This is a genomic window from Salinivibrio sp. AR640, assembly GCF_001995405.1.
Classification (GTDB): Bacteria; Pseudomonadota; Gammaproteobacteria; order Enterobacterales; family Vibrionaceae; genus Salinivibrio; species Salinivibrio costicola.
Map to the genome: position 1 here is coordinate 16,289 of NZ_MUFD01000014.1, position 24,542 is coordinate 40,830.

General features: G+C 47.3%; 18 protein-coding genes and 1 pseudogene. 11 read left to right on the top strand and 8 right to left on the bottom strand.

The genetic code is table 11. The features are described from left to right. Positions 1–443 precede the first annotated feature (443 nt). The 5 genes from BZG75_RS08655 (at position 444) to BZG75_RS08675 (ending at position 8,022) form a co-directional block, all read left to right on the top strand. Complete coding sequence (locus BZG75_RS08655; RefSeq protein WP_077576737.1) at positions 444–2,447, top strand: hypothetical protein; 2,004 nt, start codon at positions 444–446, stop codon at positions 2,445–2,447. Positions 2,448–2,812: 365 nt separating this feature from the next. Next, positions 2,813–4,642, top strand: coding sequence for a M4 family metallopeptidase (locus tag BZG75_RS08660; protein WP_077576738.1), 1,830 nt, complete (start codon positions 2,813–2,815; stop codon positions 4,640–4,642). A 264-nt stretch (positions 4,643–4,906) separates the two neighbouring features. Next, positions 4,907–5,644, top strand: coding sequence for a substrate-binding periplasmic protein (locus BZG75_RS08665; RefSeq protein ID WP_021023577.1), 738 nt, complete (start codon positions 4,907–4,909; stop codon positions 5,642–5,644). Positions 5,645–5,709: 65 nt separating this feature from the next. Beyond that, positions 5,710–7,263: a methyl-accepting chemotaxis protein gene (locus tag BZG75_RS08670; protein ID WP_021023578.1), complete on the top strand. Its 1,554-nt coding sequence runs from the start codon at positions 5,710–5,712 to the stop codon at positions 7,261–7,263. Positions 7,264–7,290: 27 nt separating this feature from the next. Next, positions 7,291–8,022, top strand: a complete 732-nt coding sequence (locus BZG75_RS08675) for a substrate-binding periplasmic protein (RefSeq protein WP_077576739.1) — start codon at positions 7,291–7,293, stop codon at positions 8,020–8,022. A gap of 96 nt (positions 8,023–8,118) precedes the next feature. Here the strand turns inward: BZG75_RS08675 and BZG75_RS08680 are convergent, their stop codons facing one another. From BZG75_RS08680 to BZG75_RS08695, 4 genes are all read right to left on the bottom strand, one after another. After that, positions 8,119–8,886, bottom strand: a complete 768-nt coding sequence (locus BZG75_RS08680) for a substrate-binding periplasmic protein (protein ID WP_158009974.1) — start codon at positions 8,884–8,886, stop codon at positions 8,119–8,121. A 65-nt stretch (positions 8,887–8,951) separates the two neighbouring features. Continuing rightward, entirely contained in the window at positions 8,952–10,016 is a 1,065-nt protein-coding gene (locus BZG75_RS08685) for an efflux RND transporter periplasmic adaptor subunit (protein ID WP_077576741.1), read from the bottom strand. Then, a complete protein-coding gene (locus tag BZG75_RS08690) occupies positions 10,013–13,321 on the bottom strand; it encodes an efflux RND transporter permease subunit (RefSeq protein ID WP_077576742.1) in 3,309 nt (1,102 codons plus the stop codon). Before BZG75_RS08690 ends, BZG75_RS08685 begins: the two co-directional genes overlap by 4 nt. 135 nt (positions 13,322–13,456) lie before the next feature. Next, positions 13,457–13,795 (bottom strand): ArsR/SmtB family transcription factor, encoded by a 339-nt coding sequence (locus BZG75_RS08695; RefSeq protein ID WP_021023582.1) that lies wholly within the window; start codon positions 13,793–13,795, stop codon positions 13,457–13,459. Between the two features lie 214 nt (positions 13,796–14,009). Between BZG75_RS08695 and BZG75_RS08700 the strand changes: the two genes are divergently transcribed. The 3 genes from BZG75_RS08700 (at position 14,010) to BZG75_RS15620 (ending at position 17,846) form a co-directional block, all read left to right on the top strand. Next, positions 14,010–14,201 (top strand): YgaP family membrane protein, encoded by a 192-nt coding sequence (locus tag BZG75_RS08700; protein ID WP_077460700.1) that lies wholly within the window; start codon positions 14,010–14,012, stop codon positions 14,199–14,201. Positions 14,202–14,211: 10 nt separating this feature from the next. After that, the gene (locus BZG75_RS08705) at positions 14,212–15,912 is read left to right on the top strand and encodes an FAD-dependent oxidoreductase (protein ID WP_077460699.1); all 1,701 of its coding nucleotides are present in this window, start codon (positions 14,212–14,214) and stop codon (positions 15,910–15,912) included. Positions 15,913–16,103: 191 nt separating this feature from the next. Beyond that, positions 16,104–17,846, top strand: coding sequence for a PAS domain S-box protein (locus tag BZG75_RS15620; RefSeq protein ID WP_077460698.1), 1,743 nt, complete (start codon positions 16,104–16,106; stop codon positions 17,844–17,846). A 69-nt stretch (positions 17,847–17,915) separates the two neighbouring features. Here the strand turns inward: BZG75_RS15620 and BZG75_RS08715 are convergent, their stop codons facing one another. Beyond that, positions 17,916–19,397, bottom strand: coding sequence for a putative bifunctional diguanylate cyclase/phosphodiesterase (locus BZG75_RS08715; protein ID WP_077460697.1), 1,482 nt, complete (start codon positions 19,395–19,397; stop codon positions 17,916–17,918). A 391-nt stretch (positions 19,398–19,788) separates the two neighbouring features. On the opposite strand from BZG75_RS08715, the gene BZG75_RS08720 reads away from it, so the two are divergent. Continuing rightward, positions 19,789–20,214 (top strand): YeeE/YedE family protein, encoded by a 426-nt coding sequence (locus BZG75_RS08720; protein ID WP_077576743.1) that lies wholly within the window; start codon positions 19,789–19,791, stop codon positions 20,212–20,214. 15 nt (positions 20,215–20,229) lie between these two features. Then, positions 20,230–20,667, top strand: coding sequence for a YeeE/YedE family protein (locus BZG75_RS08725; RefSeq protein ID WP_077460695.1), 438 nt, complete (start codon positions 20,230–20,232; stop codon positions 20,665–20,667). Positions 20,668–20,729: 62 nt separating this feature from the next. Here the strand turns inward: BZG75_RS08725 and BZG75_RS15680 are convergent, their stop codons facing one another. From BZG75_RS15680 to cysM, 3 genes and pseudogenes are all read right to left on the bottom strand, one after another. Continuing rightward, a complete protein-coding gene (locus BZG75_RS15680; protein WP_408642360.1) occupies positions 20,730–21,128 on the bottom strand; it encodes a methyl-accepting chemotaxis protein in 399 nt (132 codons plus the stop codon). Between the two features lie 138 nt (positions 21,129–21,266). Then, positions 21,267–22,028, bottom strand: a pseudogene (locus BZG75_RS15685) (PAS domain-containing protein); the annotation flags it as partial. Positions 22,029–22,394: 366 nt separating this feature from the next. Beyond that, positions 22,395–23,285, bottom strand: a complete 891-nt coding sequence (gene cysM, locus BZG75_RS08735; protein ID WP_077460694.1) for a cysteine synthase CysM — start codon at positions 23,283–23,285, stop codon at positions 22,395–22,397. A gap of 226 nt (positions 23,286–23,511) precedes the next feature. Here cysM and cysP point away from each other — a divergent pair, with 226 nt between their 5' ends. Beyond that, entirely contained in the window at positions 23,512–24,516 is a 1,005-nt protein-coding gene (gene cysP / locus BZG75_RS08740) for a thiosulfate ABC transporter substrate-binding protein CysP (protein ID WP_077460693.1), read from the top strand. Positions 24,517–24,542: the final 26 nt, after the last annotated feature.

The following is a 24,542-nucleotide window of genomic DNA, read 5'->3' on the forward strand; positions in this document are numbered from 1 at the left end:
GGCGCTATCCAATTACATCCTATAATGACACGGTTGGCACAAAATGGTGGCATAGGCAGAAAAGCACGCGCCTGAGGATCATAAGCTACCGGTGTTCCCTCTGCAGTGGCCAAGTTGTGAAACCATAACGTGCCGGAACCTACCGGATTCGTGAAACTCATCATATTCGGCAAAACTCCAGAAAAGGCAAACGATGCCGCGGAAAAGTACTTTCCGAGCCACCCACCGTAGGCTTTGGCTGTGCTCACAACCAGCGATATTTCCCTAAAACTGCGACTGGGTCACAACAAACGGCTTTCGATTTGCTTAGCAATCCAGCGCCATGCGTGGAACACCTTGGGGAGTAGCCTAAATGTGATCTAAGCGCGCTTTCGCTTCCCCCTGCTTTCTCGCTCTTGTAGACTACGCGAGCGTTGACTATCTACTGATAAGAAAATTGATTTATGCCTGCGATTACACCGGCCTTTAAAGTGATAGACGGTTTCTCTCTCTGTGCCAATGACACGGAGCGCCTTGATGTATTCTTTACCTACCTTCGTGAAGGAGAGCCAAAGCTGGCAGAATTGCGTCTTGAGCAGCTTGTCTTAGCGTTAGCCAACTCCCCCTCTCAAGCCGCGCTCTTTGCCAACAGCGTGTGCAATGAAGCCAAAAAAATAAAGCTGTCACCGGCGTTTGTGCAGTTGGGGATTTTCTCTAAAAACGGTCTTGTTACCGATATTTTTCGTCGTCTTTATAACAAAGTCAATCCGCCGCCTAAGCGCTGTAACGATATTAACGACCTATTAAGTTACTTTGTAGGAGGGGAAGATAAAGCGTGGGTCAAAGCCATCTCTCATAAGTGCTGGTTTAAGCTATACCGCCTCTTAGTAAAAAGTGCCGCTCCCGAAACAATCCGCTCAACAGGTGCGTACATTAAAAGCGAGCTATGTTATTCGTTAGAAATGCTATCTATCTGGATTGCCGCGGAGGAATTGGATCCAGAGCTATTACGCATTGATCGACGTCTCAGCGAGGTTGATTCGCCATTCATTGCATTGCAGCGTGAAACCCACCAACTTGTGAACGCGATTAAAAACGACACGTTGGATCCCAAAGACAGGGCACATTTTTGGGTGATAATTGAGCAATGTCAGCAGCAGGTTAAGCGGATCCGAGCTCGTGGTATTAACCAAATGGGCTTCTCCGCGCACGCTTCACGTATGCTTGAACGCTTGGATCAAACGTTAAACCGAATGGTGCTACTGATCCAAATCCTAGACTTTCGGCATCCACACCAAAAAGCACGCTGCGTATTAAACCTCTGGCGGCAATTACTTATTTCAGTGACTGAACGCAACAGTGTACGCGCGATTTATCGCAAAAGTACCCGCACATTCGCACAAAGTGTGACACAAAATAAGAGCAACCATGGCGAGCATTATATCGCCAAAACCAAAAACGATTACTTTAAAATTCTGCGCGGCGCCTGCGGCGCAGGGGTGATTATTGCCCTGTTAGCATGGGTAAAAATGTATATCGAGACCCTGCAATTATCACCACTCAATAATGCATTACTGGTCAGTTTAAACTACGGCGTCGGCTTTATGCTGGTGCACATTTTACACTTTACCATTGCCACCAAGCAGCCGGCGATGACCGCGGCAAACTTTGCTGCACATGTGGAAAAGAACAAACAAGGGCGCACGCGTAGTAAAAAGCTGGCACGGTTACTGATCAATGTGAATCGTTCTCAGTGGTTTGCAGTCTGGGGCAATATCACCGCGGCAATTATCGTAAGTGTGTTGGTTAGTCTGCTTTTTAGCCATTTATATGGCAACCCGGTACTAAACAGCGAACAAGTGGCCTATCAAACCGCTGCGATTCATCCGATCCATGGTTTAGCCTGGCTTTACGCCGCTATCGCTGGGGTCTGGCTATTTTTGTCAGGTATTATTACCGGCATACTCGATAATCGGGCGGACTACATTGAGTTGAAAGATCGGTTAATCGGCCATCCGTTATTCCGCGCAATCTCGCTTCAACGACGAGAGCGGATAGCGCTGTATATTCATCAAAACTATGGCGCATTGGGGGGTAACTTTATTTTTGGTGTGCTTTTAGGCATGACCAGTTACTTAGGCTATCTTATCGACGTTCCGCTTGATATTCGCCATGTTGCCTTCTCTTCTGCCCATGCGGCCTATGCGCATATTAGCGATTACCAGTCGTGGTTGTCTGTTTTATCCAGCCTGTTTTTTGTATTGATGATTGGCTTTATCAATCTGTGGGTCAGCTTTGGCCTCGCATTATTCGTCGCGCTGCGCTCGCGTAACTGCGAGCTAGACATCGCATCGGTCCGATCCGCCGTTATCACCCAAATAAAACAACGCCCAACCTCTCTGTTTTGGCCAAATGATCACCAGCCCCTGACTAAATCACAATCGTCTAGTCAGCGTCGTACGCCATAGATAACAGGCATGACATCGACGAGGGCCACGCTCAAGTGACCCTCGCTTATCTCGTCGACCATGCTATACATTAAATTTGCGGCCAGTCTCTCATAACTAAATAGTCATTTATTCTGTAAATAATTCTGGTCATTGATGAATCAATAACCATAACCTCTTTTAGATAAACGGTTCACAGCAAGGTTGAACACGCTATTGCATTTAAAACGGTCCGACCATGTCAGTGTTTGTTTACACAACTAATTGTAACAAGCTTGTAAAGAGAGCTGTTGATAGGTCACGTTAGAGAAGTGGACTAAAACGTTCGCCTTCCTATTGTGCGGTTGGGAAGAAAGGAATCTTTCAACAACAATTAGGGCAATAACATGAAATTATCTAAATTAGCATGGCTTATCGCTTCTGGCATGGCCATTAGCACTCCCGCTGTGAGTGCCGATCTCATTAACGTTACTGACGAAACAATACTCAACCAAGTTTTGAATCAACCGACTGGCGTTTATGCACCGTCAGGATCGCAAACGAATCCTTTAGGATTTAAAGAGGTCAAGCGTGTCACCTTGCCAAATGGCAAAATCAAAGTCCGCTACCAACAAACCTTTCAAGGTGTGCCGGTTATTGACACGGCTGTTGTTGCGACAGAAAAGCAGGGCCAACGGAGCGACGTTTACGGCACCATGGCCCAAGGCGTAGCGAATGACATTGTTAATGTGTCACCCGCGCTCAACAGCCAGTCTGCGTTAGAAGCGGCCAAAGCCGATTTTACGCAAAGCCAGAAGACACTTACTTCCGCACCTTTCGAAAACGAAAACACCCGCTTGGTGGTGAGGCTCGATGATCAACAAAATGCACAACTCGTCTACCTCGTTGATTTCTTTGTAGCTGGTAATGATCCAACCCGACCATTTTATATAATTGACGCTAATACAGGCGAGATCTTAAAACAATGGGACGGCATCAACCATGCCTCGGCAGTCGGCACCGGGCCGGGCGGCAATGAAAAGACTGGTCAGTATACTTATGGCACCGACTATGATGGCCTGCCTATCGATAAAGTCGGCAGTACTTGTACACTTGAAAACGACAAAGTCAAAACGGTCGATTTAGACAATGGTACCTCCGGTAGCACTGCCTTTTCCTACCCTTGCACGGACACCGGTAATTACAACGATAAAAAATATGTTAATGGTGCCTATTCGCCGCTCAATGACGCGCACTACTTTGGAAATGTTGTCTTTGACATGTACAAGGACTGGATGAATACCGCGCCACTTAGCTTCCAACTCACCATGCGAGTGCACTATGGCAACAATTACGAAAATGCATTCTGGAATGGTCGTTCAATGACGTTTGGCGATGGCCAAAACACTTTTTACCCCTTGGTCGATATCAACGTCAGTGCTCACGAGGTTAGTCACGGCTTTACGGAGCAAAACTCGGGGCTAATTTACGCTGACATGTCAGGCGGGATAAATGAAGCTTTCTCTGATATCGCTGGCGAAGCCGCTGAATTTTATATGCATGGTGATGTCGATTGGCTGGTTGGTGCCGATATCTTTAAAGGCTCCGGTGGGCTCCGTTACTTTGAGCAGCCTTCTCGCGATGGCAACTCGATTGATGACGCCGGCCAATATCGTGATGGCATGAATGTTCACCACTCAAGCGGTGTATACAACCGTGCCTTTTATCTACTAGCCAACAAAACGAATTGGGATGTTCGTAAAGGCTTCGAAATATTTACTACGGCTAACCAACTATATTGGACCGCAAATAGTACATTTGATCAGGGTGCATGTGGCGTAGCAAAAGCCGCCAAAGACCTGGCTTATAACGAGCAAGATGTCATTGACGCCTTTAACGCGGTAGGTGTTAGCGCAAGTTGTGACGATAACACTAACAATGTACTTCTACCAAACCAGCCTATTACAGGCTTAGCCGGTGGCAGTGGAAGCGAGACTTTTTTTACATTTACCGTGGATAGTAGCCGCAGTGTCAACGTCAGCATGAGTGGTGGATCTGGTGATGCAGACCTTTATGTCAAGGAAGGAAGCAAACCGACCACCAGCAATTGGGATTGCCGCCCCTACAACAACGGCAATAATGAAAACTGCACACTAAATGCGCAGCAAAACGTGACATACCACGTCATGCTACGTGGCTATCAAAACTATTCAAACGTCAGTTTAGTCCGCGATTAACCGCTATCATGCCGCTGTAATCACAGCGGCATTTTTGTCTAGTCCACATAGGGTATTTACTGAAAAGATAGACAATTTAAGGTCTATCCTTTTTCTCTTTGATGATTTAGCTATGAATGTAAACGCTGAGCGTGCATATAAATTTATAGCTTTCATCACGTTATAGACATTAATCACACGGTTATCACAGGTAAAAAAAAGATCACGACGCTCATATTTTTTATCTCGTCTACGCTTATAAGAAGGTAAAAAATTGGAGGCACCATGCTCAAACACCTGTTCACACTCGCTTTCTCAGCATTACTACTGATCACGACACCCGCTCGTGCCGATGTGCTGACTATGCCATCTCTTGAATGGCCCCCTTATTCTGGTAAAAACTTACCGGATCAAGGCGCCTCTGTCGCTGTTGTGCGCGCAGCGGTTCAGGCCATGGGTCATGAGCTAAATGTCGAGTTTTATCCTTGGTCGCGCACCGTGTACCTGGTAAAAAACGATGCCAAATATGCAGGGTACTTCCCAGAGTATCACTATGAGACAGATGATCTCATTTTCTCTGATCCTATAGGAACCGGCCCACTGGGTTTTGTTGAAAACGTTAACCGCCCTATCGAATGGTCAACGCTTGATGATCTTGCACCTCACACGATTGGTGTCGTCCGTGGTTACGTCAACACACCGGAATTAGATGCCCGTATTGCGAATGGCTCATTAAAATCCTCCGACGTCACCAGCGATACCCAAAACCTACAAAAAGTGGGCCGAGAGCGTATCCCTCTCGCGGTGGTTGATGCCAACGTTCTGGATTACCTCAAAGAGAATGATCCTGCTCTTAGTGCAGTAAAAGCTAATCTGCAAATGAACAAAAAGCTTCTCGTCGACAAACAACTCCATATCGCATTTGCTAACAATGAGGCGGGAAAAAAGTGGCGCGATATCGTTAATCAAGGGCTCAAGAAAATCGATATCGAACAGATAATGAAAGAACGTTTGGGCGAGTAATCTCCCTTACCAATAAAAGCGATCGAAATGGATCGTGCGGCAAAGACAAATGGAAGAGTAGCGCTATGTTTAAGAGTCTTAAAGCAATATTTGTCACTCAAGTGGTTATTGCTGTTTCTATCGTGTTAGGCATATCAAGTTATATTGATTACCAGAGCACGAAAAAGGAACTGAGTAGCGCGCTTGAAACCACCGTGGCTAACGCCACCAACCGAATGAACCTCAGTCTCCCAAAAGCGATTTGGGATTTTGATTTGGAAGCAGCGAAGTTATCCATTTCTGCCGAGCTCAAAGCGCCAGATATAAAAGCGGTAAGAGTGCTTGATAAACAAGGCGAAGCCATTCTGTTTTTGCGTCTTGGCCAAGACAATGGCGAAGACGGTGAAAGGCAGGCAAAAACGATTGGTGATGGTGAAAAATCGATGTACGAATCGATGATGCTGAAAGAGAACGAGCTGTCATTCACCGAATATGGAGAAACCAATCAAGTCGGTACATTGCAAGTTTTCTACAACACTGAGCGATTAGAAGCCGCACTAGCAGACACACTGAAACGAAGCGTTATCGAACTCGTCGTGCTCGATCTTGTCATTATTGTGTTCTTAATTCTGGCACTCACTGCAACGGTGGTGAAACCACTCAATGATCTCACTGCTAGAGTTCGTGAATTGGCCAGTGGCGATGGTGATCTTTCTAAAGTTATCCCCGCGCCAAAGTATAAAGAATTTGCTCAGATAACCGAACATATTAATCATTTCACCACCTCTCTTCGTGAGATCGTCAATGAAGTGACACAGGCATCGATTAATCTCGCCAGCGTCTCAGCAGAAAGTGGACAAATGGCACGAACCAACGCCGAGCGTTTAGAACAGCAAAAACAGAGCCTGTCTACCGTCGCTGCGGCCGCAACACAAATGAACCAGTCGATCGCAACGGTTGCGGATACAGCGAATGATGCAGCGACACATGCTGCCAATGCAACCGACCTTGTCAATCAAGTCTACGGCACTATTGAAAGTTCAGCGTCTGAAATTATTAACATGCGCACTGAGATGGAAAATGTGAATACTGAAATGCACAAGCTGTTAGAAGAGGGTGAGAAAATTTCAGATGTCGTCAACGTGATCAACGATATTTCAGAACAAACAAACTTATTAGCATTGAATGCCGCGATTGAGGCGGCACGAGCGGGCGAACAAGGGCGAGGGTTTGCGGTTGTCGCCGATGAAGTGCGTAGCTTATCAGTGAAAACCAGCGAATCGACTGAGAAAATCCAATCCAACATTAAGTCACTGAGTGACGCAACGGAATCGGTTGAAAAAGAAATCAATCGTATTAGTAGCATCCTAGAAAGCACCGCAGGGCGCGTATCAGAATCACAGGAATCCGTTAGCCAAGTGCGCGAAACCATTACGGATATTTCTGAGCGTAGCGGCCAGATTTCGCAAGCAACCGATGAGCAGCGTCAGGCCATCGATGAAGTCAGCCAAGCGATTAACGAGGCCTCAGAAGCGACTAATCAGGTTACAGAAGGGGCGCAAGATAATGCCACGCGCACTGATAAAGTGCTGACGCTCAGTGAGGATATCAAAGGGCAAATGGAGAAGTTTAAAACCTAGCTCAAGCGCTAATAAAAAGGAGAACACATGAAAAAGTTAATCTCAGTTGGCTTAGGGTTATTACTACTTATACCCAGTGCCATGGCTAAAACATTGACAGCTGCGCAAGATCCTTGGCCACCTTTCGTGACTGCGGATCCAGAGCGGCCTGGTATTTCTGTTGAGCTAGTAACAGCAGCCATGGAAACACAAGGCTATCAGGTGGACTTTAAAAATATGCCATGGGCACGTGCACTGGATGCAGTGAATAAAGGGAATATCGATATATTACCGGCAACGTGGCACACCAAAGATCGCACTGAATTTTTGCACTATAGTGATGCATACATGGATAACGAGCTGACGTTTATAAAACGCTCTGGCGATGACTTCCAATTCTCTAACTTGAATGATCTTGAGGGTAAAGCCGTTGGTGTTGTGCGTGATTACGGTTATGGTGATGCCTTCTTAAGTGCCACAAACTTTGAAAAACCAATTGCCAATAATCTTGCAACAAATTTAAAGAAGTTACTAGCCAGCCGAATAGATTTGACTCTGGAAGATAGAATCGTCGCCCAATCCGTCATGCAAAAAGAAGGACTTGATAGTAACCAGTTTTCTTTTACTGATAAGTCACTATCAACCAACGCTTTGCATGTGACGAGTGGTAAGGCCAACCCAGATGGAAGAGCGATTATTGATGCTTACAACCAAGGACTTAAAGCTATCAAGGCAAACGGTACATTTGAAAAAATCGTGAAAAAATACGGTGTCGATTAATAAACAATGCACCCATGACATAAAAAGAGGTGCGATTGCACCTTTTTTATTACGATTTACGTGCATTAAGTTCGCACGTTTAATTTAAATAACCATTTAGTCTAAATAACCATCAAGTATTGATTTTAATTGACCAGACTGGCGCATGGATTCAAAGTTTTGGTCGAGCAATGCTTTTATCTCATTAGCCTCTGGGTGTTCACGCGAAATCATCATATGGAACTTATCACCCATATTGCCGGGAATCGGCTCGACTTGCATCCCGCCAGCGAGGTAATCAATGCCTTGTGCTGCTTTGAACCCTGCGAGTATCTCGTAGCGTGCTAAAAATACATCACAGCGCCCTGCTTGCGTCTGTTTTACCAGTTGCTTAAAGTCTTTTGCTGACTTCCTCACCTGGCTATCATCGACACTGAACCCTGTGTAGTTATAGCCCAAAAGGCCACACATCCGCAGCTGGTTAATATCATCCGCTGTCTCGATGTTCAGGCCATTCGGATGTTGTTGAGTTGAGTAAATATAGCTAGGCTGCAGAGTGTAATAATAGTCAGTTAAAAGAAAGTCACGATCGCGTTCTTCGCTGTAAGATGCGCTGAGCGCAATATCGTAATTGCCTGATTTTGTCTCAAAAACGCACCGCTTCCACGGCGGTAAATCTACCGATACATCTACTCCGCTGTTTTGAAAGATGGCATTGAGGACATCAATGTCATAGCCTTCGATATTCTCGCCTTTTTTATAGTGAAAAGGTGGCCAATTCGCCCCATCACCACACACTTTAAGCGATGAGGTATCGAGTGCCATCGCTGGTCCTGATAATAAGCTGCCGGCTAAGGCCGTGGCAGAGAGTAACGCAATCTTCATAGTCAACTCCTTGAGGGATAACTCACCTCTAAGTATCGTCGACATTGTTAAAAATGCGAACGCGATCAGTCAGTCTTCTGCGATTTAGGATGCAGTAATACAGTTTCGCCAGCCTTTAGCCCTTTTCGCACTCGGCCCTCTTCGGTCAGTACCACCAAGCGTCTTATAATTTGGTTGTTTTCAACCACGTTCACATAGTCAAGTTGACCAATTTGGTAACGCGCGTTAGCAGGAACCGATAAAATAGAGCTCGCCTTTTGTGACACCGTCACTTTAACAAACATACCAGGTAGTCGTGCCTGATCGTCACCGTCTGTGACAGGCAAAGTCAAAGCAACGCGATAGCTACGTGACGTCGCATCGGCGGCCGGCGTGATCGTGCGTATCGTTCCGGTCAATGTTTTTTCATAAGTTGGCAAGCGTAGTTGAAGCGTGTCTCCAATAGTCACAAAAGGCAGTGAAGACTCGGCGATGTTCACTTGTGCCTCCATGCTGTCTGGGTTGTACAACGTCAGCATCGCTGCACCCGGCGTCGCCGTATCCCCTTGATTGATAATTTTTTCGGTGATCAGTCCAGTAAATGGCGCGCGCACTAGACTAAATCCGAACTGGGTTTCGGCCTCATCCACTGCCGCGATCGCCCGGCGATATTCAGAGCGCGCGGTATTTAAGCGGTTCTCGGCATCATCGAATTGTGATTGCGGCACGAGCTTTTTCGCTAATAAGGTTTCCATCCGGCGATAATCGCTGCGCGCAGTATTCAGTTGTGACTGTGCTGAGGCCAGTGCTTGTTGCACTTGGCGCACTTTAGCACTGAGATCGGCGTTGTCTAGGCGGATCAGTATATCGCCTTGCTCCACGCGATCGCCAACATCGACCAGGACATCGGCAACCGTTGCCGTCATTCGCGCCGCCAATGTTGCGTTTTGCCGCGCCACCAGCTGCCCTGAAAAAGTTCGGGTTTGCGACTGCTCAATCGCGGTAAGCGTCAAGGTGTTATGATCGTCCGCTCCTTGCGAAGAGCTGGCCTTTGAGGTCACCTTTGCAGTAAAGACCCCAGCCATACCAAGAAATAGCACTAACAATCCAGTGCCCAGTACGACGGCCTGTAATCCTTTTTTCTTATTCATGCCTCGTCTCCTTCTGCCGGTAAGCCATGGGTAGGATGGTTTTGATACGCTAAGTTGTACGCCACAGGCACAACCAGCAAGGTAAAGACAGTTGATGCCGCAATCCCGAAAATAATGGCCCATGCGAGACCATTAAAAATGGGGTCAAGGGTAATAATCACATTCCCTAATAAGGTGGTACCGGCGGTCAGCAAAATCGGCCGCATACGTACCGCTCCCGCTTGTATTAAGGCTTCACTAAGTTCCATACCGCGCGCCAATGATTGCTGAATAAATTCAATCAATACCAGGGAGTTACGCACCACGATGCCGGCCAATGCAATCATGCCTATCATCGCGGTAGCGGTGAAAAGTGCTGGGTTTGGATAGCCGTTAATATCGCCACTTAAGCCATTAAGCAACCAAAAACCGGGCATGATGCCGATTACCGTGAGGGGAATTGCCAGCATAATCATCCCAGACACCGCCGGTAAGCCGGTTTGGATTAGCATCACGATAAAGACGCCTAACAAAGCGGCGCCGTAAGCTATACCAAGGTCACGGAATACATCAATGGTGATCTTCCACTCTCCCTCGCCGCTCCAAACAACATTAATATCGTCACGCACCTGCCAACCATCACCAGCACCATTGTCGAGGTAACTACGCGCTGCAAGCGGCCGTGGTGTATCCGTTTTTGGCTGATTAAAGTCAGCGATCACATCAGCGACCACCTCCCCAGGTACACGTCCAATTGGCTCGGCATAGACATACACCACAGACTGAAGATTTTTATGATAAATCGGTTGGTCCACCGGTTGTCGCTCAAAATGCCCCAACTCGCTTAATGCCACCAGCGGTTGCGGTGCATCGACCAAAGCGCCTTGCACCGATTGTTTTGCGACACCGGCACGGCCTCGTATATGAAGCGCTAATAAGGTATCCAGTTTATCGCGTGCATCCGGGGCTAAACGCAGCGTGACCGGTAAGGGATCGATTTCATTAGCATCCGCCAGGTGAGCCAACGTGACGCCTTGATTGGCCGCGCGCAATGCCTGGTTAATATCAGTGATAGCAACGCCAGATAATGCCGCTTTTTCTTGATTGACCACAAACTGCCAGCGCGATAGCGGTCCTTGAATACTGGTACTGACTTCCGAGACTAACGCTTCTCGTTCCAATCGCGCCGCAACCTGTTGGGCTTGCGCTTGAATATCTGCATAAGGCGTACTCGGTGCACCATAGACTTCTGCGACAAGGGTCGCCAGTACAGGTGGGCCGGGTGGCATTTCCACCAGTTGTATGTCGGCATTATGTTTGGCTGCGATCGATTCCAGATCATCACGCAAGCGGGTCACTAAACCATGTGATTGTAATTCTCGCCGCTGCTTATCCACCAAGACGACGCGCAATTCGCCCTGATAGGGGGCATTTCGCGCAAAATAATGACGCACCATGCCATTAAAATCCATCGGTGATGCAAGCCCCGCAAACCCCGACACAGAGACAACTTCCGCTTGCTGCTGAAGATAAGTGTTCATCTCACGTAATGCATTCGAGGTCTCGACATAACTGGCGGTTTCTGGCAAATCCAACACCACCTGAAATTCGTTTTTGTTGTCATAGGGTAAGAGTTTAAGCGGCACGAGACGTAGCGCCGGTAACATCGCCGCTACCACAAACAGCCCCCCTACTACCATAAGAAACCTTTTCGCACGGCGATTATTTTCTAACAGGGGAAGTAATAGTCGACGATAGCCCCGATAAAGTGGTGTCGTTTCCATACGATAGTCATCACCCTTATTCGAGGCACGAACAATTTTTTTCGCCAGCCAAGGCGTGACTAAAAACGCCACCAAGGTACTGATCACCACACTCACAGGCACATTAAATGCCAGTGGCGCCATGTAAGGTCCCATCATCCCAGTGATAAAAAACATCGGAGTAAACACAATAACAATCGCCACCGTCGACATGATCAGTGCCCGTTTGATTTCCAGCATCGCCAGTACAATGGTGCGACCCCGCGGCTTATTATCATGGGTCAGGTGACGTTCAATATTATCGATACTGGCTATTGGGTCATCGACAATCAGGCCCAACGCCAAAATCAGAGCAAACAAGGTGACACGATTGATGGAATACCCAAAAGCGAGATCAAGCCCCAGCGCCGCGCCATAGCTAATCGGAATCGCGATGGCCACGACCAAGGCACTGCGCCAGTTTAAAAACAGCCCCACAAACACCACCACGGTCAGCACGGCAATACCTAAGCTCGAGACTAAATTATTGACTTTAGCATCAGCGGTTTGACCATAGTTGCGAATAATCTCAACCTCTACGCCCTCCGGGAACTGGGTGTTCGCTAAACGATCGAGGGTGCGCGTTACATCGTCGGCCACCGTCACCGCGTTCGAGCCTTTTTGCTTGGCGACCGAGATAAATACAGCGGGATGCGGTTTGGTCTGTTGTTGCGATTGAATCCAAGTATCGGTGCTGGCCTCAGTGGGACCATCACTTAACGTGGCGACATCTTGTAAGTACACAGGCTTGCCATTCACAACCGCGACAACCAACTGGCGAATATCGTCACGGCTTTGATACCACTGTCCGGTTTCAAGGACATACCGCTGGCCTTGATGCTGAATATCACCGGCATACCGTTTTTGATGGCTCAGTGAAAACGCACGGGTTAAATCGGCCACACTGATTTGATAACTTGCCATTGCCGCCGGATCGAAAGCCACTAACACTTGACGTGGCATACCCCCGACAACGTTAACCACATTGGTTTTGGGAAGGGTTTTTAAATCCAAAGTGGCTTGCTCAGCAATACGACGCAGCGCGTAATGATCGACACTATCTGGCTTATCGCTACGCAGCGCCGCCATCACAATAGGGACATCATCAATTTCAACCGGCTTAATCGCCCACTCGCTCACCGCGGCAGGGATCTCATCTTGGTTGGCGTACAGCTTGTTATATAGCTTGACCAGCGCTGATTCGCGATCTTCTCCGACATAAAAACGCACGGTCACACGCGCCGATCCGGTTTGTGTCGTGGAATAAACATACTCCACCCCGTCTATTTGACTGACTTTTTTCTCTAGCGGCTGCGTCACCTGCTTTGCCACTTGTTGCGCGCTTAAGCCCGGTGCTTGTATGAGCACATCTGCCATCGGCACCACAATTTGCGGATCTTCCTCTTTCGGTGTAAGCCACAGCGCGGCAGCCCCAACCAAAAATGCCAACGCAATTAAAATAGGCGGAAAAAAACTGTTCATCACACGGGTAATAAACGGGCCTTGAGGTTGATCATCTCGCATAGCAGTTCCTTGTTGCTGTCGTCCGTGCGCATCCTTTACGGAATGGATATAACGTCTACATGCCTAGATATAACTTAGTGAACCATCGCCGTCTGATATGTTGTTAGCATCACAACAACGAGTAATAAATCAAGATTACGGGCAATAGATGCGTTGTAACGTGGCGATAATATCCGCGACGTTGGGATCTCGTAAGCGATAAAATACCTGCTGTGATGATTTACGTACGCTCACCAGTTGATGACGTTTGAGCACGCTTAAGTGTTGAGAAAACGCCGACTGACTGAGGCTCGAACCTTGTTGCAACTGTCCCACATGGGTCTCTCCAGCCAGTAGCTGACATAACACCACCAGGCGCTCAGGATGCGCCATTACCTTCAACAAGGTCGCCGCTTTCGATGCTTGTTGTCGCATTGCGCCAATGTCCATATCAGGCACATCATCTTTTTCATATAACCCTGTCTGAACCACCATGTTAGGCTCCTGTTGTAAGGACTTCCTTAAGCTTAGCCCCTCTTATTATTTAGTCAACTCTAATTTAGATGGATTATCATTAGACTTTTCTAAACATAGCGACTACAGTGAAACTAACGCTGGATTCAATCCACATAACAGGACACGCACCCAAAGCAACCAACGTCAGTCGAGCGGTAGCTACGGTGCAATATCAATGCAAAGGAGTCTTACAATGACAATTGAAAATGCAGTTCGCGTGATCGCTGGCAGCATAGTGCTGCTTTCTGTGGTACTTACCCTCACCGTGCACAGCCAATTTGTTTGGCTTACTGTATTCGTGGGCGTAAACCTCATTCAAAGCGCGTTTACAGGGATTTGTCCGGCAGCCTTTTTCCTGAAAAAACTTGGATTACGTCACGCTTAACGGAGTCAAAATGACCAAGATAGTAATTATTGGAGGCGTCGCCGGTGGCGCTTCTGCTGCAGCTCGTGCACGCCGTCTGACCGAGGACGCTGAGATCATTATGTTCGAACGCGGCCCCTACGTTTCGTTCGCTAACTGTGGTTTGCCTTACCATATCGGTGGCGATATCACGGATCGCAGTAAGCTCTTGCTACAAACCCCAGATAGTTTTCGTGCGCGCTTTAATGTCGATGTGCGTATTAATAGCGCCGTCAGTAACATTGACCGCGAAAACAAAACCGTTACGGTCACTCGGGCCGATGGCAGCACCTATCAAGAGAGCTACGACAAATTACTATTAAGCCCTGGCGCGGCGCCAATTATGCCGCCGATTCCTGGCTTAGATAACCCACTCACACATTCTTTGCGCAACATCCCGGACATGGATGCAATTTTGCACACCATCGAGATGAACAACCCTAGTCACGCAACCGTCGTCGGCGGAGGCTTTATTGGTCTTGAGATGATGGAAGCACTCCATCAGCGTGGCATTCAAACCACCCTTTTAGAAATGGCCGATCAGGTGATGACGCCGGTTGACCGCGAAATGGCAGGCTTTGCCCATCAGAGCATTCGTGATCATGGCATTGATTTACGCCTGGGGACGGCCTTGGCGTCGGCCGAATACATTCCAACCACGCATGTGGCCAGTGATGACGCCGGTGAACCCAGTGAACCGCAACACTTAGAAGGTTCACTGAGCCTCACGCTAAATAATGGTGACACGCTACACACTGAATTGTTGATCATGGCTGTCGGCGTAAAACCTGAAGTCACCCTAGCACAACAGGCCGGCCTGGCGATTGGTGAAAAAGGCGGGATCGTGGTCAACAGCACCATGCAGACCCAAGACCCAGATATTTATGCGGTCGGGGATGCCGTCGAAGAAATCGACTTTGTCACTCACAAGCCGACGCTGGTACCACTGGCTGGACCGGCTAACCGTCAAGGGCGCATGGCCGCTGACAACATGCTAGGAAGCACTGAGCATTATCTTGGCACCCAAGGCACCGCCATTTGTAAGATTTTCGATCTGGCCGTTGCCTCTGTGGGCCAAAATGAGAAGCAACTTAAACAGGCCAACATTGATTACCAAAAAGTCTATGTTCACGCGGCAAGCCATGCAGGTTACTACCCGGGCGCAGAAATTGTCTCGTTTAAAATGTTATTTACACCCGACACGGGCGCTATTTTAGGCGCACAAGCGGTAGGCAAAGATGGCATTGATAAACGCATTGATGTCATGGCGGTTGCACAGCGTGCCGGGATGACGGTTGAGCAACTGCAACATTTGGAGCTGACCTATGCCCCACCGTATGGCAGTGCTAAAGATGTGATCAACCAAGCCGCGTTTGTAGCAACTAACCTGATCAAAGGTGACGCAAAAGCGGTTCATTATCACGATTTAGCGACCCTAGGTGATGACCAAGTGCTTCTGGATGTGCGCAATGCCCCCGAACGCGAAAACGGTGAGTATATCGAAGGCGATATCCATATTCCGGTTGACGAACTGCGCGGGCGCATTCATGAGCTTCCCAAAGACAAAGAAATTTTGATTTACTGCCAAGTCGGCTTGCGCGGCAACGTCGCCTATCGCCAGTTAGTCAATCATGGCTTTAAAGCCCGTAATTTACTAGGCGGCTATCGCACTTACAAGTTTGCCACAGCTTAAACGCGAATCATTGCCAGTCAAAAGCGCGAGCCAATGCTCGCGCTTTTTGTTTATTGGAAAACCCGCCCAACCTGGCTTATACCTATTAAGTTACCATCATAATTTGTCAGTTTTATTGATAATCAAGGTACCGACTTAGGGCTCACACCTTTTGTCTCACAGCTTAAAGGCCATTAACAGAGAGGATCAATATGCTAGGTCGTTCTAACTCTCACCTACAAGCGCTTGAGCAAGCAATTATCGCGGTTGTCACCATTGATCACCACAATAACATCACTTTCTTTAATCAGGCAGCAGAGGACATTTGGGGATATTCAGCAAGCGAGGTGAAAGGAAAGAACGTAGCAATGCTGATCCCCACCGAGTTACAAGCCAACCACGACAGCTACGTTAACCGACACAGATCTGGGGGAGAAGATCGCATCGTCGGGCGTTCTCGTGAAGTGCAGCTCAGACGAAAAGACGGCTCATTGACTTGGGTGCAACTGTCTTTATCCAAGATACGCGTCTCTGGCAAAATTCATTACACGGCATTTGTTCGTGATGTTACCGCTGAACGAGATGCGCGAGAGATGATGACCCAAACCCTCGAACAAGCGCTTGATGCTGTGGTGTGTATTGATGAAAACAATTGTATTACCTTTTATAACAAAGCGGCCGAGCAGCTGTGGGGATACAGCAAAGAAGATGTTCATGGCAAGAACGTTAAAATGTTGGTGCCTCATGCAATCCAAGCCAACCATGATGACTATGTAAATCGCAACCGAAAGACCGGCGAAGATAGAATTGTTGGCACCAGTAGAGAAGTCGAGATCGAACATAAGGATGGTCATCGACTCTGGGGGCAGCTCTCATTATCGAAGGTACATCTTGGTAATCGAACACTTTATACTGCCTTTGTAAAAGATGTCACTGAGACTGTGCAACGCCGGGAAGAAATGCAGTTATTGTCCATGGTGGCAAACGAAACCGATAATGCGGTTATAGTCACTAACCCACAAGGAGAAGTGGTTTATGTAAACCGTGGTTTTGAGCGGATGTCAGGGTATAGCTTAGATGAGATGAGAGGCAAAAAGCCTGGTCATATTCTTCAAGGAGCAGATACCAGTCCTGAAACCGTGCAAAACATTCGTGATCATCTTGCCCGCTATGAGCCCTTCTATGATGAGATTCTAAATTATACTAAAGATGGGCAGCCTTACTGGATATCGCTTTCTATCAACCCTATTTGGGACGACAACCACCATATTACGCACTATATCTCTGTGCAGGCCAATATTACTCAGGTAAAACAAACCTACTTAGATTTCACCCGTAAATTAGATGCTATCAGCGGCGCATTAGTTATTATGGAAATTTGCCCCGACGGTAAGCTTGATTCCATAAACTCTCTATTTGAAGACGCCTTGAAAAATATCGGTACGCGATGCGAAGACGCCTCCCATGACATCTACCATAAAATCACGCACGAATTAAAAGAAAGTATCGATAAACAAGGCCATGCCTCCACCCTCATTGAGTTTAATGGAAAAGGGGAGCAACTCGCAATTGATGCGAGGATTTGTGTACTCAAAGATTTTTCCGGCAATATACTTAATTATGTCATGTTTGGTATTGATATCAGTGCTCGACGTAAAACCGTGGCAAAAACGCAAACATCAATGCAGTCCGTTTCTCAGTCAAGCCAGGAAGTGATGAAAATTATCGATACTATCAACAACATTTCCGAGCGCACCAACCTTCTGGCACTGAACGCAGCGATCGAGGCCGCTCGTGCCGGTGATTTGGGGCGTGGTTTTGCGGTGGTCGCCGATGAGGTTCGCCAATTAGCTCAAGTCTCTCACCAGTCGAGCAAACAAATTAGCGAGTTGGTGGAAAGTACGGTTCAAAGCATTGATGAGCTTGCGGTTTTATTGAACGACATTGAAAGCTAGAGCGTCAATAAGCGCGAGATAAAAACACTCGCGCTTTTTCTTTTTATACGTTGGCCAAAGTCATGACCATTAAAACGACTGGGCTACAGCCAACTGCTCTAAAGGCGCCGGATAGCCTAGATAGAAACCCTGCACGTGTTGACAATCAAGCTGCTTTAACAGCATAAGTTGAGTGTGGGTCTCTACCCCTTCAGCTACCACGTTAATATCCAGTCGTTTAGCGATATCGATAATGCCAGCGGTGATCGCTTTGGCGCGACTATCGGTTTCCATCGCTTGAATAAAACTACGATCAATCTTAATTTCATCGACGTTGATCCGGTTAAACATACCTAACGAGGTATAGCCGACCCCAAAATCATCAATCGAAAAGGTGACGCCATGGCGTTTAAGCGTGTCAACCACTCGCGCGCACTCAATAATGTCATCTAATGCGGCAGTTTCTGTGATCTCCAGGCAAAGATAACGAGCGAATTCAGGGTTGGACTGCAAATAGGTATCGATACGTGCTATCGCGTCCACACTGTTAAATTCAACCGCAGAGATATTGACCGATACCCGTTTAACCATATTACCTAGCAGCTGACTTTCATTCAGTTGTTTGGTGGCTTTTTCTAACACCAGTGCCGTTAAATCCTCGCAAAAATGCTGCTCTTCAGCGAGAGGAATGAACACACTCGGGGGTATATTGCCATATTGATCATGTGTCCATCTTGCCAATACTTCTAAACCACTTAATTGGCCAGAAACCACGTGGTATTGAGGCTGGAAAACAACATCGATTTTATTGGTATCAATCGCCTGCTTAAGATCATTAACCAGGTTTTGCCGCTTTTTAGCCTCTTCTGTTAGATGGATATCGTGATATGCAACGGCATTTTTATACTTCTTCGCTTCGTTCAATGCGCGTGTCGCCGCTGTCATTAAAGCCGTGGTGTCTTCGCCATCCGAGTCAAACACCGCCACGCCTACCGAACAGGTAATGTCTCTATCGTATCGTTGCAAAAACTGGTTACACTGACGATGTAACTTGTCAATGTATGGCGTCATTTCGCAAACATCGGACAACGTCAACAAACATGCAAATCTATCGGCGTGCACTCTCGAGGTTAGGTTTTCAGGCACGGTGGGCGTATCTATTTTACGCGCCACCCCCATCAGCAGTTGATTGGTGCGATCAAAGCCCAGCTTATTGGTTACCGACGTGTAGTTATCAATGTCGAGTACAAACAACATATAGCACGACTCAGCATTAGCACGCTGCAGTAATGTATCAGCGCGACGAATGAATACGGAGGGACTATGAAGCCCGGTAACCGTATCGATGTCACTCGCTCGCTCTAAATCACGATTATTTTTCTGTGCTAACCCCCAAAGTAACACTGAGGTAATAACGACAAACAGGTGCCCCTTGAACGACTGTGCCCAAGTATACATTTCAAGATTATCGGACAGCACGTTAACCAATTTATCGGAAAACAGTATCCACAACGAAGCAAAAAAGAAGTAAGTTAATGCTAATTTTAGTGCGTAGTACGCTGTTTTCTTCATTAAAAGCCTTTTTTATCTCTTAACACTGCTCAGTTTCTCCTCTTTGACACCTACGGCTGTGATATTCGTCGAGTATAACAGCTCTATCGCTTCACAGCTTCAAGCTATTGAATCAAATAAGTATAATTTGCCCAGTGTTGCTCAGATAACCAAAATGCAGAGAGCGTAACCTACCGACTCTATGATTGCACCTTCGGTTTTTACTGACTAAGACGGTGCGTATTGCTCAGTCTAGCTTAAATTAGATTGGAGCAACGATTAACACAGGTCAACACGTCCAACAAGCAAATAAAACACCCAACCCTAAATTAGTATTGACTTATAAATGTATTCAAGTATGCTGCCCTTCTCCTTTAGCCGTAACGTTTTTTGACTCACTGAGAGGAAAATCATGACGTTTCAAATCCCATGGGATGCCTTGTTTGGTGGCATGCTGGTTGGCACTGCCTGTCTCGCACTTTTAGCACTCAATGGCCGTATTGCCGGGATCAGCGGTATTGTGTCAGGCGCGTTATCATCACACGGCCGTGAAGCTCAATGGCGAGGTCTGTTTTTGCTGGGTATGGTCAGTGCGGGGGTCTTCATGCCATTTATCGGTTTTGAACTACCCAACTACACAAGCCTTGCGCCTGCACTCACACCTATGGTTGCCGTACTCGCGGGGTTGCTGGTCGGGATAGGCACTAAATTAGGTAACGGCTGTACCAGTGGTCATGGCATTTGTGGCATGGGTCGCTTATCGAAACGGTCAATCGTGGCAACGCTCACTTTTATGGGTGCTGCCTTTGTCACTGTTTTTGTTCGTTTACACCTTTAAGGACGTTTATCGCTTATGTTTCGCCTTGTTGCTCTACTCTCTGGCTTTATCTTCGGTGTGGGTATGATGGTGTCAGGCATGGTCAATCCCGCGAAGGTGATTGGCTTTCTGGATGTATTCGGCCAGTGGGATCCCAGCCTTGCGTTTGTGATGGGCGGTGCGCTGTTGGTCTTTGTTCCCGGCTACTTTTTGGCCGTACGTCGGCAGAAAAAACCCGTACTGGCCGATCAATTTTGTCTACCCAAGACGCAAACGCTTGATAAAAAACTCATCGGCGGCGCATTACTCTTTGGCACCGGCTGGGGACTCGCCGGACTTTGCCCAGGACCGGCGATCACGGCTATTGGCTCCGGCGCACTACCGATCGGTCTATTTGTGATTAGCATGCTAGTCGGGATGCGCGTCATAACCTATCTTCAGCAAACACGAATACCGTCACCAGTAAAAACTTAAATAGACTCATGCGAGATGATGCGCCCTGATATCCGCTTTAGACAGGGCGCCAAAGTTTAGCGCTAAGTAGCGAGACGTTGAACTGTATCAGAGACCTCTTCAGCTCCGGCATAAATATCACGCATGACAGTTTCCGCTGAGGCAATTTTTTCTCGGCTCTGCTCCGATTCTACTGCCACTTCTTCCATCGACTCACTCACACCATGGGTCAATTTTCTATTTTCATCGACAACATTGGCGATTTGTGTTGTCGATTCACTGGTGCGTTTGGCTAAACTTCTCACTTCATCAGCTACCACAGCAAATCCTCTGCCCATCTCGCCGGCACGTGCGGCTTCAATAGCAGCATTTAAAGCAAGTAAATTGGTTTGTTCAGCGATTTGATTAATCGTGGTCACAATCTCTTCAATGCTCTGTGCGTGCTCAGTCAGTTGGTGGAGTTGCTCAGCCGTTGATTGCATTTTCTCAGTGACATGGCTAGTGATATCGACCGCTTCTTTGAGCAAAGCACTACCATCCTCAACATGTTGAAGTGTCGCGGCTGACGAATGGTGGGCGAGTTCAGCGGCTTGAGAGACTGCATGGCTTTTCTGCACACGTGCAGTGATGTTGGAAGCAAATTTCACGATCTTTTCAACACGCCCACTATCACCGAATATGGGGTTATAAGTGGCTTCTAACCAGATTTCATTGCCCAATTTGTCACGCCGTTGATATTGTCCACCCTTAAATTGTCCATCTTCCAGTTCTGCCCAAAAGTTCGGATTTTGCTCATAAAAGTCAGCGTCGCAGAATATACGATGATGCTGCCCTACAATGTCATCTAACTCATATCCCACTGTGGCTAAAAAATTGTCGTTAGCATGGATAATGTTGCCTTGGGGGGTAAAAATGATGGCCGCCATGGAACGGTCGAGCGCCATAAACAACGCCTCTTTTTTGGCTTTTTCTTGGTGGACTCGCGTCACATCGGACGCGATTTTGCGAACTTTAACCACTCGTCCGGTTTTATCTTTAACTGGAAAATAAGACGCATCCATCCAAATTTCGTTACCATTTTTGTGCCGGCGTCGAAAAACGCCCTTCTGTCTTTCGCCCTGACCGAGACGCATCCAAAAATCGCGGTATTCTTGGGACTCTGTCGTTTCAGGAAAACATACTGCCGAGTGGTGCTGTCCAACCACTTCATTACTCTCGTAACCAATAATATCAAGTAATAGTTGATTGCAACTGAGCACAATTCCATCAGGAGAGAAGGTGATGGTGGCAACACCTTCTATGATGGCATCAAGCTCGATTTCTAGTTGTTCTCTGTTTGTCTCGCTTTCGGTAAGTAGGCGTCTAGTTTGATTAAACATCATGGTGGCTCCCCCGTTAACTCTAGGACCATATCGTTACTTTTTATGCTTCTTTACTTCAGTGGCTAGCCAATCCACAAGAACATTTTAAAGTATGTGAACTACGTTATTAGTCGCGTAATATCAGTAAAGCGTAGAGCATCATTATTTATCCGATAATCAGGCGTATTAATTAATAAGCATTAGAAGAATGAAAAATGTAACAAAAAATATATTACCATTAATAACAAAGAGTTAATTACCATCTGGCTTGTATTAAAAGACTTCATAATCGCCTAGAAAACCATCTACTTTTCCGTTTATTGCATTGTCCCTCATACTAAGTAATTTTTTCTCATCATTACGACCTAGATCTTTTAGCTAGAACGGTTAAGAAAACAACCCAGACGATAAATAGCGATCGCCGCGATCGCAAATAATGGCTACCACCACAGAGTCGGGTTCAGCTTTGGCAACTTGCAGTGCCGCATATACGGCCCCGCCAGAGCTCACCCCCGCACAAATCCCCTCTTCTCGCGCTAATGTTCGCGCCGTTTCTTTGGCGTCTTGCTCAGAAATATCCATCACCTCATCGATATGCTCGTCGGTATAAATGCCGGGTAAGTACTCAGCGGGCCAGCGCCGGATCCCAGGGATGGCACTGCCCTCTGTCGGCTGTAAGCCAATGGTTTTTATCGCGGGGTTTTGCGTTTTTAGGTACTTTGATGTGCCCACAATGGTGCCTGTGGTGCCCATGCTGGCAATAAAGTGGGTGATTTTTTGTTGGCTTTGCTGCCAAATTTCAGGCCCTGTACCGGTCACATGAGCCTGAAAGTTATCCGGATTATTGAACTGATCCAACACTTTGCCCTTGCCCTGTGATTGCATGGATAACGCCAAATCACGCGCACCTTCCATTCCCGACGCTTTAGAGACGAGAATCAACTCACTGCCATAGGCACGCATCGCATCTTTGCGCTCCTGGGTAGCATTTTCAGGCATGATTAAAATCAGACGATAGCCTTTAATCGCCGCCGCCATTGCTAGCGCTATCCCGGTGTTGCCACTGGTCGCTTCAATCAAGGTATCGCCCGGTTGGATATCTCCCCGCGCTTCGGCCTGCACAATCATGTTCAGCGCGGGCCTATCTTTGACCGAACCGGCCGGGTTATTGCCTTCAAGTTTAACCAAAACAGTACTCCCCGTATCAGCGCCTAGACGCTGCAAACGTACCAAGGGTGTTTGTCCTACGTAGTCTTCAAGCGTTGGGAAATCAGTCACGTCTCTTACCTCTGCCTATCTTTTTCACTGGCGTCATGCCATGGGGCACTGTCTATAAACGCCATGTTACAAGGGTTTATCACTGGCACGCAGATAAATTGTCACTAACATATACAAAATGGTTATAGTAAAACTGTTTTTTATTCCTAATGATTGCTTTTATTCTGTGACTTATAGCGACTTCTTTTGTTGAACAAGCATCAACCGGTCATTAAGGAACATTACAATGAAGGTATTCAAAACGCTGGCTCTGTCGGCCCTACTTGCCACCAGCAGCGCACAGGTATTCGCCGCTGAACAAACACTGTTGAACTCTTCTTATGATATCGCAAGGGAGCTTTTTGCCGACTACAACCCACTATTCGCAGAGCACTGGCAAGAAAAAACCGGCGACTCCGTAACGATTAAGCAATCCCATGGCGGTTCATCGGCGCAAGCGCGCGCAATTATGCAAGGGCTGCAAGCGGATGTCGTCACCTTTAACCAAGTCACTGATGTGCAGGTACTGCACGATCGTGGCAAACTGATCGATGCCAATTGGAAAGACAACTTCCCCAATAGCAGCTCGCCCTATTATTCCACCACCGCCTTTTTGGTGCGTAAGGGCAATCCCAAAAATATTGAAAACTGGGACGACCTTGCCAAAGACGATGTCGCATCGGTCTTTCCTAACCCAAAAACCTCAGGCAATGCGCGCTATACCTATTTAGCCGCGCTCGGTTATGCGCAAAAAACGTTTGGCAAAGACAACACTGAACAGCAAGATGCGTTTTTGAAGCAGTTACTCGCCAATGTGGCCGTATTTGATACCGGCGGCCGTGGCGCAACCACCTCATTTGTTGAACGTGGCATTGGCGATGTCTTAGTCACCTTCGAATCAGAGGTGAATAACATCCGCCAACAATATGGCAGTGATGATTACGATATCGTGGTGCCTAAAACCTCGATCCTGGCTGAATTCCCCGTTGCCGTGGTAAAGCGAAATGCTAAACGCAATGGCACCACTGAACTGGCGACAGAGTATTTGTCTTATCTTTACAGTGAAAAAGCGCAGCGCTTACTGGCTAACTTTAATTACCGCGTTCATCACCAAGCCGTCGCAGACGAGTATGCCGATCGCTTCCCTCAGGTTGAATTACTGACGGTAGAAGAGATTTCAGGTAGCTGGGATAAGGCGATGAAAACCCACTTTGCTAGTGGCGGAAAGCTAGACCAGCTCCAGCGCCGCTAATTGCTATTACGACTTAAATCGAGACG